Genomic DNA, 15,146 nt, shown 5'->3' with positions numbered 1-15,146 from the left:
ACGTTGACCCGTTCGAAGGGCACAGAGCATAGGGCGAAAGTGGGGGTACGCCAACTTCGGCGGCCGAGAGGATCGATATCGGCAACGAAGAAAAGTCCTTCAGCGAAGCTGCGTAAACGCAAGCTTGATGCCGAGTGCCACGAGTACTCCACCCATCAGCCGATCGAACCAATGGCCCATCCGCGCGAACCCTGCACGGACGCGTGCCTGGCTGAACAGTATGGCCACGAGACAGAACCAAAGCCCGGTTGCAACCGCGAGGTAGGCGCCGTAGCCCGCCTGCACGAGCACCGGCGTATGGGGGTTTATGACCACGGTAAAGAGCGACAGGAAGAAGAGCGTTGCCTTCGGATTCAAGCCGTTGGTGACAAAGCCAACGGTGAACGCGGCGCGCGCGCCTCGCGCAACGACTGTCGGCGGGTCCTCGCCTTCGACCACCTTGGCGGGGCGAGCCTGAAGCGCCTTTATCCCGATATAGACCAGATAGGCCGCCGCAACCCATTTCAGCACGTTGAACAGGACGATGGACTGCGACACGATCAACCCAATGCCCAGCAGACAGTAGGTCACATGGACCAGAATGCCGCACCCCACGCCAGCGGCAGTGATCAGCCCGGTGCGCCGGCCCTGGGCAACGCTTTCCCTGACGACTACAGCGAAATCCGGACCTGGACTCGCAACCGCCAGGAGATGAATCAGCGCTACGGTGAAGAATTCCGCCCAGTACATTGGATGCTCGCTCCTGCTATCGAGCCGCACACTCTACCCCATGCAATACTCGGATACAGCAGCGTTGCCTAGGCTCTGTACGAAAAGTGCCTGCGCTCGGTGATGCTGCGTTGAAATGCGCTCAGAATGCTCGTTTACACCACGTAAACTGCGCTTCTTCGAGCGATTTCGCCTAGCCTGACCTTCGCTCGACGACTTTTCGTACAGAACCTAGCGACCTATGAGCTGGGCGATCGACCAGCACGGCGCGTCCCACGCATCCGCCAGTCTGGGCATCCTGCCCAACCTCACACGAGTTGACTCGAAGTCGACGAGGCCTACAGTGTCGGCGAATGTGGGGCGCGGGGGCAGCGGCTCGAAGCGACCATCACTGAGCAGCCACAGTGCTACCGCGAAAGGCCGCCTGCCCTTCCGGGCCCGAGCCACAAGCTCTTCGGCCAGCTGAAGACCTGCTGTCACGGGCGTACCGCCGCCGCCGGCGATTGGGCGAATCCATTGCTCATTACGAGGCCCAGCCCTGGTCGGCGATTGAAGGACCTGCGCCCCGTTTCCCGAGAACCCGATGACAACCATCTGCCCTCGCTCCCGATAGATCCTGGCACTCCAGTGCACCAACAAGCCTTTTGCGAGAGAAAGGTTGCGCCCTTTCAGCATCGATCCGGAGCAATCCAGCACCAGGCAGTGCATGACGCCTGCCGATGGCTGCCGCGTATGAAACCGCAAATGTTCGGGCGCCAGTGCGCCTGCCCCCTTTCTCAGCAGCGTCCGCGGCCAATGGATGCGTGCGGTCTGTTGCTTGCCGGCACGTGTCCGCCCCGCTGGCCCGCCCAGTGCGGGCACTTCGCCAGGCGACGGCTGCCGGCTCAGGACTTTTTTGCGGCAGGGAGGCTCGCCTGGGTCAGCGGCTGGATAGGCGCCGCCTCGGGCGGCATCGCGCCCCAGTCGGGCTGTGGGTTCTGCGCTGGAGGCGGTTGGCTTCCCGGCGACTCCTGAGGCGCCGGGGATCGTTGCGCCTCCGGCGCGTCTTGCCGTCGATGCGCCAGTACCAGGGCTGCGATAGCGTCCACATCCTGCAACGTGATCGCATCCCGCCCGTGCAGCGCGGCATGCGCCGCCGCAGCCCGCAGCATGACCAGGTCCGCCCGGACGCCTTCCACACCGGCGGTATAGCAGCGCTCGCTGACATCCGCATGGAGTGCGTCACTGAAGGCGAAGGTACTGGCCCGTTGACGGGCGACAACGAGCCGTGACGAGAGTGAACGCTGCTCCGCCTCATAATCGGCCAGGAAACCTTGCGGATCGCGGTCGAAACGCAAACGACTACGGACGATCCGTTCGCGCGTGGCACGATCCACTCGGTCCACCAGACGAACGAACAAGCCGAAACGGTCCAGCAACTGAGGCCGAAGCTCTCCTTCCTCAGGGTTCATCGTGCCGACAAGGGCGACACGTGCGGGATGCTGATGGGAGATGCCGTCCCGCTCGATGCGGTTCACGCCGCTTGCACAGACATCGAGCAGCAGGTCGACCAGCACATCCGGCAGCAGATTCACTTCGTCCACGTACAGTACGCCGCCGTCGGCCTTGGCCAAAAGCCCTGGGCGGAAGACGACATCGCCGGTTTGCAATGCGGACTGGATATCGAGCGAACCGGCCAGTTGCTCTTCGCTTGCGCCCAGCGGCAAATTCACGAAGGCCCCGGTGGGCAGAAGATCCGCCAGCGCACGCGCACTGGTGGACTTGGCCGTCCCGCGCGGCCCTTCAATCAACACGCCGCCGATCTGGGGGTCGATCGCAACCAGCAGCAGCGCCAGGCGTAGCTCGGGTTGCCCGTGCAGTGCCGAGAACGGGTAATGCGTTCGCAGGGTATCCATCAGTCTTCCAGGTGCCGTTCAGCGTTCAGTAAATGGGATTCGAGTCGCTCACGGTAGTCACCGGGCTCCGCCCACAGTCCCCGCCCGATTGCTTCGAGCAGGCGCTCGCTCATGTCGCGCAGCGCCTCGGGATTGTGCCGCTCGAGGAAGGCACGGTTATCGGTGTTCTCGATGAGGGCATCCGTTACGCTCGCGTACTGGTCGTCTCGCACGACGCCTGTCGTGGCGTCGAAGGCGAACAGAAAGTCCACGCTGGCTGCCATCTCGAACGCACCTTTATAGCCGTGGCGCTGCATGCCTTCGATCCATTTCGGATTGGTCACGCGGGCACGCACGACTCGACTCAACTCTTCATCCAGGCCACGAATGCGCGGCGACTCAGGGTTGCTGTGGTCTCCGAAGAACAGCGCAGGACGAACGCCAGACGCATGCTCCACCGCCGCACTCATGCCGCCTTGGAACTGGTAGTAGTCATCGGAATCCAGCAGGTCGTGCTCGCGGTTATCCTGATTCTGGACAACTGCCTGCACGGTCGACAATCGCTGGGCGAAGGTGTCGTGGCGCGCCTCGCCGTAGACCTTTTGCCCGTAGGCATAGCCTCCCCAGTTCAGGTAAGCCCGTGCGAGATCAGCCCCGTCTGCCCAATTCTGACTGTCCATCACCCCTTGCAGGCCCGCACCATAGGCACCGGGTTTGGCGCCGAAGATGCGGAAGCTCGCTCGTCGCAGGGCCTGGTCTTCATCGATGCCCTCGGCCTGGAGCACCGCGCGGTCGCGCTCTATTCGAACGCGTATGGGGTTCGCTTCCTCGGGCTCGTCCAGGCCGGCGATCGCTTGCACCGCCGCATCGAACATTTGCATGACACCGGAGAACGCATCGCGGAAGAAGCCGGATACTCGCAGGGTTACGTCGACACGCGGACGCCCAAGGTTCGGGACGGGAATGACCTCGAAATCAGTGACGCGATGACTGCCTTCCGCCCACTTGGGACGCACACCCAGCAGCGCGAACGCTTGCGCAATGTCATCACCGCCGGTCCGCATCGTCGCAGTACCCCATACCGAAAGCCCGAGGCTGGAGGGGTAGTCGCCGTTGTCCTGCATGTAACGCTCGACGAGCAAGGCGGCTGACTTTTCGCCAAGCGTCCAGGCGGTGGGTGTAGGAATGGTCCGAGTATCGACCGAGAAAAAATTCCGTCCCGTCGGCAACACATCAGGGCGGCCCCGCGTCGGGGCGCCACTGGGCCCAGGCGGAACGAACCGCCCTTCCAACCCACGACAAAGCTGCAGAAGCTCTTGCGGGCCACAGGCACTCAGCCGAGGCCGAAGCGAAGCATCCACCCGCCGAAGTACCGCAGCTACCGTCGGCAGCTCGCAGATAAGCGCGTCCACGTCGGACGACGCGAACGGGCCATCGTCTGTCCTGACCTCATCCAATCGATGCGCAAGCAGCTCAAGCGCGAGCAATTCCAGCCGCTCCCGGGTATCGCCGCGACTGCGCCACGGCGCGCTACTCACACGTGTAAGCACCGCTGGCCGTGCGCCGAGCCACGGCTCACCCCATTCCCCTTCGGATGGATCGAAAGCGTCCGCTGGCAGCAGGTCCTGCGCGAGCGCACGTACCAGTCCTGCATTTCCGCTCTTCCCATCTCCCACGCCGTAACGGGCCAACGCCAGTAGCGTATCGCGTTCGAGCCGCCCGGCTGGCGACTCGCCAAACACATGCAGGCCATCCCGAATCTGGCTTTCCTTCAATTCGCAAAGATACGTATCCGTGCGATTGAGCAGGTGCTGTTCATCCTCTTCGGTCGCCGGCGGCGGCATGCCGAGGTCTTCGTGAAGGTTGTTCGTCACGATCAGCGCCAGGATTTGCTTGCGCAGTAGCCCTGCTCGGCGCGGGTCGAGTGTCAGCGCATCGTAGAATTCGTCGATCAATCGCTCGAGATCGCGAGTCGGCCCGTAACTTTCGGCGCGCGTCAGCGGCGGCATGAGGTGATCGATGATAACCGCCTGCGTGCGGCGTTTGGCCTGGGTTCCCTCCCCCGGATCGTTGACGATGAAGGGGTATAGGTGCGGCATGGGGCCGAAGATCAGGTCCGGCCAGCAGGTCTGGCTCAGGGCGACACTCTTGCCTGGCAGCCACTCGAGGTTGCCGTGCTTTCCCACATGAACGATGGCATCGCACGCCCAGACCGTGCGCAACCAGGCGTAAAAGGCCAGGTAATGATGCGGCGGCACCAGATCCGGATCATGATAATTGGCCATTTCATCGAGGTTGTAGCCGCGCGCGGGCTGGATGCCAACGAACACTGAGCCCATCCGCAGCCCCGCGAGCATGAAGCGGCCCTGCCGCAGCATGGGATCCTGCTCCGGCATCCCCCAGCGATCGATTACGGCCTGCTGACTCTCAGCCGGCAACGTCGCAAAGAACGCGCGATAGTCTCCCATCGACAGGCTCTGTCGGGCGGGGCGAATGGCCCATTGATCCGGGTCATTGGTGATTCCCTGGCGGAGTGCGGCCATGAGCTGCTCGCCGTCTTCCGGGACATCATCCACTCGATAGCCTTCAGTCTGCAGGCGACGAAGGATGTTGATGACCGAAGCCGGCGTATCAAGGCCCACACCATTCCCGAGCCTGCCTTCACGGGTCGGATAGTTGGCCAGGATCAGGGCAAGGCGCTTCTCGGCATTGGGCAGCTCCCGTAACCGGGCCCAGCGGCGGGTCAGCTCGGCGACGAACGCCATCCGCTCCGTGTGGCCGTGATACTCGACCACATCGCACTGCGTCAGCCCGCTACGGCGGCCCAGCCCCTTGAAGCTGAACGCCCGGCTGATGATGCGCCCGTCAACTTCCGGTAGCGCGACCTGCATGGCCATGTCGCGCGGTTGCAAGCCATGTGGGTCGGCCATCCAGCCTTCCTGGTTACCGCTGGACAGCATCACCTGAAGTACCGGGATATCGCCCACCAGGGCATGGTCGCCTGGATCGTCGATCGCCGAATGCGCGAAAGCGGTACTGTTGAGAATGACCGCGACGCAGTGCTCTGCACACAGGTGCCTGAGCGTCGTCAGGCACACCTTGTCCTTGAGCGAAAGCAGCGCGATCGGGAGAGGGTTCAAGCCTTGTGACAGAAGCTGCTCGCACAGCTCGTCAAAAACGCGCGTATTGCCAGCCTGCAGATGGGAGCGATAGAACAACACAGCCACACAGGGCGCGCCGGGATGCCAGCGATCGTGCCAGTCCGATACCGAGGCTGGCTGATGCAATGGATGATGAATCGAGATCGGCGGCAGGGCCGCAGGCGGCGCGGCCACGCACGGCATGTCGAAATACAGGGCGCCCAGGTAGGCGTAGAGCGATGCCGCGTTACTCGCACCGCCCTCTCGGAGATAGCGCCACAACGTATGGCAGACCTCGGCGTCAGCCGTGCTCAGCGAGGTGAGGTTCGGATCTTCGGCCATATCGCCAGAGAACATGGCCAGGACGATACCCTTGCGCCGGCAAAGCGCAACCACCTGTTCGGTACCGTATGGCCAGTAGCTTTCGCCGCCAAGATGGTCGATCACGATCACCTTGGCATGCTGGAGCACTTCATCGATATAAAGATCGACCGAAGCGTTCTGACGCAGGTAAACGAGATTGGCGAGTCGAACCTCGGGATACGCGGCTTCAGAATCGGTCGCTCGAGGGTGCGCCGATGCCAGCAGGGCCAGCGTCGTGTCAGCCGCGCTCAGGATAACGATGTCACCCGGCGTCTGGTCGAGGCGCGTGATGGTCGCGCCGCTCTCGTCGACGTACCCGCCCGGCATGGCTGACAGCATGTGCATGGCGAGTCCTCAGGCGGTTGCGGCGGCAAGCGCCTCTTGCAAGGTGGCGCCGTCGAGGTCCCGGCCGATCAGGACGAGGTAGGTATTTGGCGTTTCGTCTGCATTCCAGCGGCGGTCGAAGTAGCTGTCGAAGCGCTGCCCGACACCGTGAACAACGAGCCGCATCGGTTTGCCCGGCAACGCGACGAAGCCTTTGATTCGATAGATGGTGTGTTCGCGCACGAGCGTTTCGAGGATGCCCATCAAGCGGTCGCGGTCGACGGTCCCCAGATTGACGACGACCGAATCGAACAGGTCATGATCATGATCGTGTGGCTCATCGTCGCCGTGGTCGTGATGGCCCTTACGCAAGTGGATGGTGTCTTCCGAGGCACGCGACAAACCGAGGATCAGGTCCAGGTCCAAACGCCCCGCATCGCTGGCAATGATCTTGACCTGAGGCGGTACCTCTGCCCGCACAAGGGCCGTCACTTGCTCTACCGCCGCGGGCTCGACGAGGTCGGTCTTGCTTAGCACCACCAGGTCGGCAGCGACTAGCTGGTCTTCGAACAGCTCATGCAGAGGCGACTCGTGATCCAGGTTCGGGTCGGCCCGACGCTGCGCATCCACGGCTTGCGGGTTAGCCGCGAACTGGCCGGCAGCCGCCGCGGGTGTATCCACGAGCGTCACCACCGCGTCAACCGTGCAGGCGTTCTTGATTTCGGGCCAGTGGAATGCCTGCACGAGCGGCTTCGGCAGTGCGAGGCCGCTGGTCTCGATCAGGATGTGATCGATGTCGGCACGCCGCTGGATGAGCTCCTGCATAACCGGGTAGAACTCTTCCTGCACGGTGCAGCACATGCAGCCATTGGACAGTTCATAGAGCTGACCAGCCTGCTCGGTGCCCTCCTCATCACACCCAATACCGCAGCCGCGCAGGATGTCACCATCGATTCCGAGCTCGCCGAATTCATTGACGATAACGGCGATACGACGCCCGTTGGCGTTATCGAGGATGTGGCGCAACAACGTGGTTTTGCCGCTCCCAAGGAAGCCGGTGACAATGGTGACCGGTATCTTGCTCGTGCTGTTCATTGATGGATCCTGAGAATAAGAGACTGGAGAAATCAGGCATCTAGCGCGGGGATGCGCGCGATGAATTTGCCTTTGATGCCGGCAGGCCATGTGCGAAACGGGACCTGCCCCGTCTCGGAACCGGCGTATTTACCGGCGTAGTCGAGCAGCGCTTCGGCGGCTGCCTGATCTGGGGAGAATCCTCCCAGCACGTAGGTAATCTTCCCGGGCGCGCGCAATGCAGCAGTACAGTGCCGCTGGCACGCCATCAGGCAACGGGTACGCTGGATCGTGAGGTTCGCGTCAGCGCCGAGCGCTTCGAGCGTGCTTGCGAACCGCTCGCCCTTGCGGGGCTCATCAGCGCCATCCTGACCGCACGTTTCACAGACAATCAGGGTCGCGCGGTGCGCGACGGTGTCGTGTTCAGCGTTCAAAAGTCGACTCCGGCCTGCCCTTTTACACCCGCTCGATAGGCGTGCTTGACGTCGCGTATCTCACTGACGGTATCGGCCAGCTCGACCAGCTCGGGCTTGGCGGCGCGGCCCGTGACGATCACCGTCTGCCGGTAAGGCCGATTGCGCAGCGCCTCCAGGACCATGGCGAGGTCGAGGTAGTTGTACTTGAGCATGTAGGTCAGCTCATCGAGCACGACGAGATCGAGCGTCTCGTCGCTCAGCATCCGCGCTGCGTGGGTCCAGGCTTCATCCGCTGCGGCCTTGTCCTTGTCCCAGTCCTGGGTATCCCAGGTAAAGCCGGTTGCCATCTGATGGAAATGTACATGCGGTGCCTGCTGGTGCAGGTAGACCACCTCACCTGAGCGTTGTACGCCCTTGATGAACTGAACGACGCCTGCCTTGTGGCCGTGCCCGAGCGCCCGATAGAGCGTCCCGAAGGCCGAAGTGCTCTTGCCTTTGCCGTTACCGGTGATGAGCACGAAGATGCCACGCTCGATCTGGGCCTTTTCCATGCCCGCGTCGACGACCGCCTTCTTGCGCTTCATACGCTCGGCGTGGTTCTGCTTCTTTTCTTCGTCGATCATCTGCGGCTCCGGTTGCAAGGCCCCTTGAGGGCAAAACGTTCGGGCACGCTCGGGGAGTGTCGGCGCAACGCGCCAACACGACAGGACGTCTTGGCTGAAATCAGCCAGATCAAGCCCGGTACCCACACCCCGAGGTACACCATACTGATCGATCAGGCCGGTCTTCTGGCTCACCCACTCGCATTGCTCGCGCCTTCCCGTTTCCAGTGGCGTCAGCGAGCCTGCGGCACCTGGCAGGGCGCGGGGCATTACAGCAGCGGGGGCTGCGCCGGGATAGGCCTTGGCCGTACCGGACTTCCCGTTTCACCTCGTCTGGCAGCCCGGCCCATGAAGCATGGAAAACGAGCGTCGAGCCATGGAGGCACCTGGTCGAGCCGGCAGGTTACCGGACTCAGGTTGGGCGGGCAATTGCACCCGCCGCGCGGCTCGGAGGGCTCAGTTGGCGGCCCTTCTCGTATAGGATGGGAAATCACCGCAGCGTAGGGGCGTCTGCTACCTCCGCTCGCGATACGCCCAAGACCCGATAACAACACAGGACCCGCCTCATGAGCGAACAGTACCGCGCCGTCTTTCTCGACCACCCTTCCCTTGATCTGGGTGATCTCGATATGTCTCCACTGAGAGAGGTGTGCGATTCGCTCACGCTTCACGAAAAAACCACGCCCGAGCAGGTTGCCGAGCGTATTCGAGATGCGGAAATCGTCATCACCAACAAGGTAAGGCTCGATGCTGACGCGCTGGCTTCGGCACCCTCATTGAAACTGGTCCTGGTCGCCGCCACGGGCACCAACAACGTGGACGTCCAAAAGGCCATGTCGTTGGGCATTACCGTCTGCAACTGCCAGGGCTACGGCACACCGTCCGTTGCTCAGCACACGCTGATGCTACTGCTTGCTCTGGCGACGCGCCTGACGGACTACCACGATGCCGTGCGCGGCGGCCGCTGGCAGAAGGCCGAGCAGTTCTGCTTCCTGGACTTTCCCATCCTCGAACTGTCTGGCAAGACCCTGGGAATCTTGGGGCATGGCGAACTCGGCAGCGCCGTGGCTCGCCTGGCAGAAGCCTTCGGCATGCGCATCCTGATCGGACAGTTGCCCGGACGCCCGGCGACTGAGGGCCGTATTGCGCTGGAAGAGCTGCTGCCTCAAGTAGATGCCCTGTCGCTCCACTGCCCGCTGACCGAACAGACCCGGAATCTCATCGGAGCGCAGCAGCTCGCCGCGATGAAGCCAGGCGCCTTCCTCATCAATGCCGGCCGCGGCGGGCTTGTGAACGAAGATGCGCTCGTCGACGCACTTCGCAATGGGCACCTCGGTGGCGCGGGCGTCGATGTGCTTACCGAAGAACCGCCGCGCAACGGAAATCCGCTCCTGGCGCCCGACATACCAAACCTGATCATCACGCCACATAGCGCCTGGGGAAGTCGCGAGGCACGCCAGCGTATCGTGGCTCAACTTGCGGAAAACACGAATGCCTTCAAGGCAGGTGCCCCGCTACGAACGGTCGGTTAAGCTTCGCCGCTTTTATCTTTCAGGAGTATCGATGGACGCTCGAAGCGAAGTGCTGCTGCGACAGGTCGAACTGTTCGCCAACGGCCCCCTTCTGCTTGCCGGCCTTCCCGCCGACGACCTGCTCGCTCGACTCCCGCTGGCACAGGGCTGGTCCTGGCACGCTGGTGATCACCGGTATCTAACAGAACGCTTCGATGGCCGCTGCGTTTTCGGGACCGAACTGCCTCTTGGGGACAGCGACGGTGCGGTGCTGTTTTTGCCCAAATCACGCGAACTCGGTGAATACCTGATGGCGGCCCTCGCCAGCCGGCTCGAAGGCAAGCGCCTATACGTGGTTGGCGAAAAGCGGGGCGGCATCGAACGCGTGTCGAAACAGCTCGCGGCATTCGGAACGCCGTCGAAGGTCGATAATGCCCGGCACTGTCAGCTCTGGCAGGTCCGGGTCGATACCCCGCCCCAGCCGCCAGCGCTGGATGCGCTGGCGCAACGGTTCGAGGTGCCGACGCAGGATGGTGCCCTGACCGTTATCAGCCTGCCTGGCGTATTCGCGCACGGCCGGCTGGATCGCGGCACCCAGCTGTTGCTCGAACATCTGGATGCCCTGCCACAGGGCCATTTTCTCGACTTCGGGTGCGGTGCCGGTATCGTCGGTAGCTGGCTTAAGCGACGCTATGAGGATAGCCAGGTCAGCCTGCTCGACGTAGACGCCTTCGCCCTGCAGGCCAGCCGGCTGACGCTGGCGGCCAATGGCCTGGAAGCCGAGGTGATTGCGGGGGACGGCATCGCGGCGGCACCGCGCGACCTTGCCGCAATCGTGAGCAACCCGCCTTTTCATCAGGGAGTGCACACCAGTTACCGTGCAAGTGAAGACTTGCTACGCCAGGCACGCGCTCACTTGAATGCACATGGCGAGCTTCGCATCGTGGCCAATAGCTTCCTGGCCTATCCCCCGCTGATCGAACAGCACCTTGGGCCCTGCAGTACGCTGGCGGAGCGGGACGGATTTCGCATCTACAAGGCGGTAAGCGGCTAAGTCCGTCTTCATCCGTCGCCCACGGATCTTCGTTGCTCGCCGAGCAGCCGAACCTGAATGCAAAAAGGCCATGGCTGGATCCATGGCCTTTTGAAGGGCCCGCTTGCCGCGGCGTGCGGGTCAGCCTTACTTGCGAGCCTGCTCGTACAGCGGCATGACTTTCGGTATCGCTGCCTGCAGGGACTGGATACGCGCCCCAGACGAAGGGTGCGTACTCATGAACTCAGGGGGCGCCGAGCCCTCGTTGGCTTTCGACATCTTGTCCCACAGCGTCAACGCAGCGTTCGGGTTGTAACCCGCACGGGCCGACAGCTCCAGACCGATCAGGTCAGCCTCGTTCTCGTTCGCGCGGCTGTTGGGCAGGGTCATCAGGTATTCGACGCCGGTATTGGCCAGCTGGAGGCTGCCGTCGCCCAAGCCAAACGCCGCCCCCAGTTGCGTCGCCATTTGTACCCCATAGGCCTTGGACATGGCCTCGCGGCCGTGCTCACGGAGGGCATGCGCGATCTCGTGCCCCATTACGGCTGCAATTTCATCGTCGGTCAGTTTCAGCTTATCAACCAGACCCGTGAAGAAGATGATCTTGCCGCCTGGGCCGCAGTTGGCATTGAGATCGTCGCTCTTGATGACCGAGACTTCCCAGTCCCACTGCGCCGCATCAGGTCGAAAGGCGGTAGCCTGCGGAATCAAACGTTTGCCGACGGCCTGGATACGCTTGGCCGTTGCGCTGCTCTTGTCGAGCGCGTTCTGCTTCGACGCCTCGGACAGCGTTTGCTGGTAGGACTGCGCATACATCTGGTTGACTTGTTCGGTGGACAGCATGCTGAACATGTACTGCTTACGGTCCACCCCCACAGCCCCGCCGCTGGTGGTATTGACGGCCTGACAGCCGGCCAGTACCAGTGCTGCAGCGAGTGCTGAAAGGGAACGTGTTTTGATCATGACGCCTCTCCGTGGTCGATGCGCCGTATGCTAACAACGCCGATACCGTTTACAAGTAGCAGTGGATGAGTGTGGGTAGCGCTACGCACTTCATGCCGGGGTCAGGCACTCAGGCGCATCCAAACGCGGATCGTTGACGAACGTCGCCAGGGCACGCTCACGCAATGGCAACCCTGGCGCTGCCAATAGCTCACGCAGCCGCTCGACCGTAGTTGCTGGATCCATCCAGTCCCGCGCACCGGTGGGGTCAAGCAGGATAGGACGGCGCAGCGACGCTGCGGGTCGGGTGATCACGGCAACACTGTGATAGTCCTGACCGTGCGCGGGGTAGCACTCCCAGAGCGCAGCCATGTAGAGCATTCGCTGGTCTGATGAGATCCAGAACGGGCGCTTGCGCACGCCGCGCCACTCGTAGAACCCATTGGCTGGCATCAGGCCGCGGCGCAGACGAAAGGCCTCTCGAAACATCGGCTGGTCTTCGACCGTTTCCGCCCTGGCGTGCGCAGGCGTCCGGGAGAAGTCGGTGATCCAGGGCGGAGTCAGCCCCCACCGCGCCATGAGAAGCTCGCGACCTTCGCCGTTCGCCCGAAGCAGAACGACCTGGGCACCCGGCGCCAGATTCCAGTGCGGGTCGAGCCCGGTGGGAAATCCTGGCAACGCCGCGAAAGCGGCATCCCAACGAAACAGGGCGTAGCGACCACACATATGAAAAATCCGGTCTATCGAATGGCTCAGCAGATCAATTCGCCAGGGTAGCTGTCCGGCTCTTCACCCTGCTGAGGTTCGGCCGCATTGTACGTGTCGATGAGCTGGCGCGCCCGCTCAGCATCCTCGTCGGCCACATGCAGACCCAGCAACCCGGCGATCGGAAGCTCACCGACCGCGCCAATCAGATGTCGACCCGATAAGTGAACCTCTATACCCTCCCCGTCGAGCATGCCGATCAGCATTTCCGCTTCGAGCAGATCACGAGGCTCATAAACACGTCGCATCAGTCGTCCTCGCGCCGTACATTGAGCGTCCACTCCTGCCCATCCGTATGCATGTCGAGCACGATGGGTCGACAGCAGACAGAACAGTCCTCGATGTATTGCTGATCGCCTGCCGACAAATCGAGCACCGCCTCGACGGGCTCGCCACAGTAGGGACACTCATATTCCTGCGTTTCCAGCATGGGCGGACCTCAGTGATCAGTTCGAATATAATCGCCGGTTACGCGCTGACCGCGGTGCACGCGGACGCTAGGCGACAGCAACCCAATTCATTACAGAGAATACGATGGGCGAATTCGAAGCCATCCGACCCTACGGCGACAATGAAGTTGCCGGCGTCATCAACCGGCTGCTCGACGATCCGGCTTTTATCAGCGTCATCACGCGCTTCCGCTTCCCCCGGCATGTGGACCGTTTTGGCTGTGTACTGAAGCCGTTGGTGAAGATGCGTCTTCGGCAGAAGTTCGGCTCGATCCGGACAGTCGACGCAATGCAGATCAAACTCGAACCGTATATCGATCGGACCATCGACAACGCGACTGACGGCGTAACCTTCAGCGGCGTCGATCGTTTGAATCCGCAGAGCCCCTATCTGTTCCTGGCGAATCACCGCGATATCGTGATGGACCCTGCGTTCGTAAACTTCGCGGTCTACCACGGCGGCCTGCAAACGCCCCGGATCGCCATCGGTGACAATCTTCTGCAGAAGCCCTTCGTCAGCGACCTGATGCGCGTGAACAAGAGCTTCATCGTTCGTCGCTCGCTACCGAGCCGGAAGGAAAAGCTCGCGGCGTACCAGCTTTTGTCCGCCTATATCGACCATTCGCTTCGGGTGGATGGCGCATCGATCTGGATTGCCCAGGCGGAAGGCCGGGCCAAGGATGGCGACGACCGCACCGATTCGGCGATCCTGAAGATGTTCCACATGTGCCGCAAGGACGAGCCTTTCGCGCAAGTGGCGCAGTCATTGCGGATCGTCCCTGTCTGCATCAGCTACGAATACGACCCCTGCGATCAGGCCAAGGCGCGCGAGCTGTACATCCGCGCAACGACTGGCACTTATACGAAGGCGCCTGGCGAGGACGATACCAGCATTGCGCTGGGCATCACCGGCTACAAAGGGCGCGTTCATATCGCGTTTTGTGACCGTATTGAAGGCGAATTCGCGGACGCCAAGCTGCTCGCCCAGGAAGTGGATCGCCGAATACTGGCGCACTACAGGCTGTTCCCGGTTAACTTCTTTGCCTACGCATCCTGGGAAGGCCAGGATCCAGAGGTACAGGTACCGGCGCCGGAGACATTGTTTTCGGCAGAGGAAGTCGCCAGGGCGCGTGCAGAGTGGGAGCGCCGGCTTTCTGCCTGCCCGGAAGCGCACCGACCCTACCTGATCCTGCAATACGCCAATCCGGTAAGAAATCACTACCGGGTCCAAGCTGGCCTGCCGCTCTAAAACCAGACATAGAAAACCCCGCCGAAGCGGGGTTTTTTATGTCACGTATCAGCGCGACTGCAGCATTTCGCCAATCGTGGGATCCCGGAACAAACGCGTCAACGCATCGCTAAGCACATCGGATACCAGCTTGGTATTAGTCTCGACATTGGGCGCCATACCGAAGCTCTGGCTCATCGAAGCGGCATAACGGCCCGTGTACTGCCGGCCGGATGGGCTGCGCATCTCGGCACGCAGCGTTGCGCTGATATCCGCCTTGGTGACGTAGCTTTGATCCTTTGGCGACTGGTATTTCATGTCGGCCAGGACGACTGTCAGCTGCGGCGCGTTGTAGCCATTAGGACTCGGCGTAAAACCCAGCAAACGCACGGCTGCCTCCGTCTGCGCCTGAAGCTTGGGCAGTACATTCTCAGCCGGCACCACAATGTTGCTCGTGTCGGCATACAAGCCGCCACGCGTGCCAAGCACCGGGGAAGAACGGCCATCGACGACCTTGACCACGACCGGCTGCCCCTGGCCGACAGCCGTCAGGTTACCGTTGAGACGAGGGTCCGGGTTGAGCTGCTGGGGGCTGAGGGCACAGCCCGTCAGCGCCAGAACGAATACCGCAGTTACACCGAGCAACAGACGTTGCAGCATGCCGTCATTCTCCAGAGAGGGTGATAGTGGACGCAGTATAACCATGCCGGCGAGCCG

Annotated in this window: 15 protein-coding genes and 1 riboswitch; of the genes, 3 read left to right on the top strand and 12 right to left on the bottom strand. The window is 62.2% G+C overall.

The genetic code is table 11. The annotated features are described in order from the left end of the window. Positions 1-99: 99 nt before the first annotated feature. The 7 genes from ACY8D3_RS03210 to cobO all read right to left on the bottom strand — a co-directional run bounded on the left by ACY8D3_RS03210 (position 100) and on the right by cobO (position 8,522). Positions 100-729: a LysE family translocator gene (locus ACY8D3_RS03210; protein WP_462381585.1), complete on the bottom strand. Its 630-nt coding sequence runs from the start codon at positions 727-729 to the stop codon at positions 100-102. A 210-nt stretch (positions 730-939) separates the two neighbouring features. Beyond that, positions 940-1,383 (bottom strand): vWA domain-containing protein, encoded by a 444-nt coding sequence (locus ACY8D3_RS03205; protein WP_462384217.1) that lies wholly within the window; start codon positions 1,381-1,383, stop codon positions 940-942. A 209-nt stretch (positions 1,384-1,592) separates the two neighbouring features. Next, positions 1,593-2,606, bottom strand: a complete 1,014-nt coding sequence (locus tag ACY8D3_RS03200) for an ATP-binding protein (protein ID WP_462384215.1) — start codon at positions 2,604-2,606, stop codon at positions 1,593-1,595. Continuing rightward, the gene (gene cobN, locus ACY8D3_RS03195) at positions 2,603-6,430 is read right to left on the bottom strand and encodes a cobaltochelatase subunit CobN (protein ID WP_462381584.1); all 3,828 of its coding nucleotides are present in this window, start codon (positions 6,428-6,430) and stop codon (positions 2,603-2,605) included. The genes ACY8D3_RS03200 and cobN overlap by 4 nt, the downstream gene beginning before the upstream one ends. Before the next feature lie 9 nt (positions 6,431-6,439). Then, on the bottom strand, positions 6,440-7,504 hold the full coding sequence (gene cobW / locus ACY8D3_RS03190) for a cobalamin biosynthesis protein CobW (RefSeq protein ID WP_462381583.1): 1,065 nt from the start codon (positions 7,502-7,504) through the stop codon (positions 6,440-6,442). Positions 7,505-7,536: 32 nt separating this feature from the next. Further along, positions 7,537-7,917, bottom strand: coding sequence for a DUF1636 family protein (locus tag ACY8D3_RS03185; protein ID WP_462381582.1), 381 nt, complete (start codon positions 7,915-7,917; stop codon positions 7,537-7,539). Further along, entirely contained in the window at positions 7,914-8,522 is a 609-nt protein-coding gene (gene cobO / locus ACY8D3_RS03180) for a cob(I)yrinic acid a,c-diamide adenosyltransferase (RefSeq protein ID WP_462381581.1), read from the bottom strand. The genes ACY8D3_RS03185 and cobO overlap by 4 nt, the downstream gene beginning before the upstream one ends. A gap of 138 nt (positions 8,523-8,660) precedes the next feature. Next, positions 8,661-8,861: riboswitch (cobalamin riboswitch) on the bottom strand. 206 nt (positions 8,862-9,067) lie between these two features. Here cobO and ACY8D3_RS03175 point away from each other — a divergent pair. Both ACY8D3_RS03175 and ACY8D3_RS03170 read left to right on the top strand, forming a co-directional pair. Continuing rightward, positions 9,068-10,033 carry a 2-hydroxyacid dehydrogenase gene (locus ACY8D3_RS03175; protein ID WP_462381580.1) on the top strand — a complete coding sequence of 322 codons (966 nt, stop codon included), beginning with the start codon at positions 9,068-9,070 and terminating at the stop codon, positions 10,031-10,033. A gap of 31 nt (positions 10,034-10,064) precedes the next feature. Beyond that, complete coding sequence (locus ACY8D3_RS03170) at positions 10,065-11,066, top strand: methyltransferase (protein ID WP_462381579.1); 1,002 nt, start codon at positions 10,065-10,067, stop codon at positions 11,064-11,066. Positions 11,067-11,192: 126 nt separating this feature from the next. On the opposite strand, the gene ACY8D3_RS03165 is transcribed toward ACY8D3_RS03170, so the two are convergent. The 4 genes from ACY8D3_RS03165 to ACY8D3_RS03150 all read right to left on the bottom strand — a co-directional run bounded on the left by ACY8D3_RS03165 (position 11,193) and on the right by ACY8D3_RS03150 (position 13,182). Then, the gene (locus tag ACY8D3_RS03165; protein ID WP_462381578.1) at positions 11,193-12,008 is read right to left on the bottom strand and encodes a M48 family metallopeptidase; all 816 of its coding nucleotides are present in this window, start codon (positions 12,006-12,008) and stop codon (positions 11,193-11,195) included. Positions 12,009-12,098: 90 nt separating this feature from the next. Then, entirely contained in the window at positions 12,099-12,713 is a 615-nt protein-coding gene (locus ACY8D3_RS03160) for an SOS response-associated peptidase (protein WP_462381577.1), read from the bottom strand. A 26-nt stretch (positions 12,714-12,739) separates the two neighbouring features. Next, the gene (locus ACY8D3_RS03155; RefSeq protein ID WP_462381576.1) at positions 12,740-13,000 is read right to left on the bottom strand and encodes a putative signal transducing protein; all 261 of its coding nucleotides are present in this window, start codon (positions 12,998-13,000) and stop codon (positions 12,740-12,742) included. Then, positions 13,000-13,182 (bottom strand): CPXCG motif-containing cysteine-rich protein, encoded by a 183-nt coding sequence (locus tag ACY8D3_RS03150; protein WP_462381575.1) that lies wholly within the window; start codon positions 13,180-13,182, stop codon positions 13,000-13,002. The genes ACY8D3_RS03155 and ACY8D3_RS03150 overlap by 1 nt, the downstream gene beginning before the upstream one ends. A gap of 104 nt (positions 13,183-13,286) precedes the next feature. Here ACY8D3_RS03150 and ACY8D3_RS03145 point away from each other — a divergent pair, with 104 nt between their 5' ends. Next, positions 13,287-14,450 carry a 1-acyl-sn-glycerol-3-phosphate acyltransferase gene (locus ACY8D3_RS03145; RefSeq protein WP_462381574.1) on the top strand — a complete coding sequence of 388 codons (1,164 nt, stop codon included), beginning with the start codon at positions 13,287-13,289 and terminating at the stop codon, positions 14,448-14,450. A gap of 48 nt (positions 14,451-14,498) precedes the next feature. Here the strand turns inward: ACY8D3_RS03145 and ACY8D3_RS03140 are convergent, their stop codons facing one another. Continuing rightward, a complete protein-coding gene (locus ACY8D3_RS03140; protein WP_462381573.1) occupies positions 14,499-15,089 on the bottom strand; it encodes a YajG family lipoprotein in 591 nt (196 codons plus the stop codon). Positions 15,090-15,146 lie beyond the last annotated feature (57 nt).

It is taken from the genome of Pseudomonas sp. Marseille-QA0892 (assembly GCF_054950135.1).
The sequence above is the reverse complement of the archived record's forward strand: the minus strand, read 5'-3'. Positions and strand labels throughout refer to the sequence as shown.

Excerpts from the sequence above, each read along its gene's own strand:
- ACY8D3_RS03160 (WP_462381577.1), bottom strand. The coding sequence starts at position 12,713 with ATGTGTGGTCGCTACGCCCTGTTTCGTTGGGATGCCGCTTTCGCGGCG.
- cobN (WP_462381584.1), bottom strand. The coding sequence starts at position 6,430 with ATGCACATGCTGTCAGCCATGCCGGGCGGGTACGTCGACGAGAGCGGC.
- cobO (WP_462381581.1), bottom strand. The coding sequence starts at position 8,522 with ATGATCGACGAAGAAAAGAAGCAGAACCACGCCGAGCGTATGAAGCGC.
- ACY8D3_RS03155 (WP_462381576.1), bottom strand. The coding sequence starts at position 13,000 with ATGCGACGTGTTTATGAGCCTCGTGATCTGCTCGAAGCGGAAATGCTG.
- ACY8D3_RS03205 (WP_462384217.1), bottom strand. The coding sequence starts at position 1,383 with ATGCTGAAAGGGCGCAACCTTTCTCTCGCAAAAGGCTTGTTGGTGCAC.
- cobW (WP_462381583.1), bottom strand. The coding sequence starts at position 7,504 with ATGAACAGCACGAGCAAGATACCGGTCACCATTGTCACCGGCTTCCTT.
- ACY8D3_RS03150 (WP_462381575.1), bottom strand. The coding sequence starts at position 13,182 with ATGCTGGAAACGCAGGAATATGAGTGTCCCTACTGTGGCGAGCCCGTC.
- ACY8D3_RS03170 (WP_462381579.1), top strand. The coding sequence starts at position 10,065 with ATGGACGCTCGAAGCGAAGTGCTGCTGCGACAGGTCGAACTGTTCGCC.
- ACY8D3_RS03175 (WP_462381580.1), top strand. The coding sequence starts at position 9,068 with ATGAGCGAACAGTACCGCGCCGTCTTTCTCGACCACCCTTCCCTTGAT.
- ACY8D3_RS03145 (WP_462381574.1), top strand. The coding sequence starts at position 13,287 with ATGGGCGAATTCGAAGCCATCCGACCCTACGGCGACAATGAAGTTGCC.
- ACY8D3_RS03140 (WP_462381573.1), bottom strand. The coding sequence starts at position 15,089 with ATGCTGCAACGTCTGTTGCTCGGTGTAACTGCGGTATTCGTTCTGGCG.
- ACY8D3_RS03165 (WP_462381578.1), bottom strand. The coding sequence starts at position 12,008 with ATGATCAAAACACGTTCCCTTTCAGCACTCGCTGCAGCACTGGTACTG.
- ACY8D3_RS03210 (WP_462381585.1), bottom strand. The coding sequence starts at position 729 with ATGTACTGGGCGGAATTCTTCACCGTAGCGCTGATTCATCTCCTGGCG.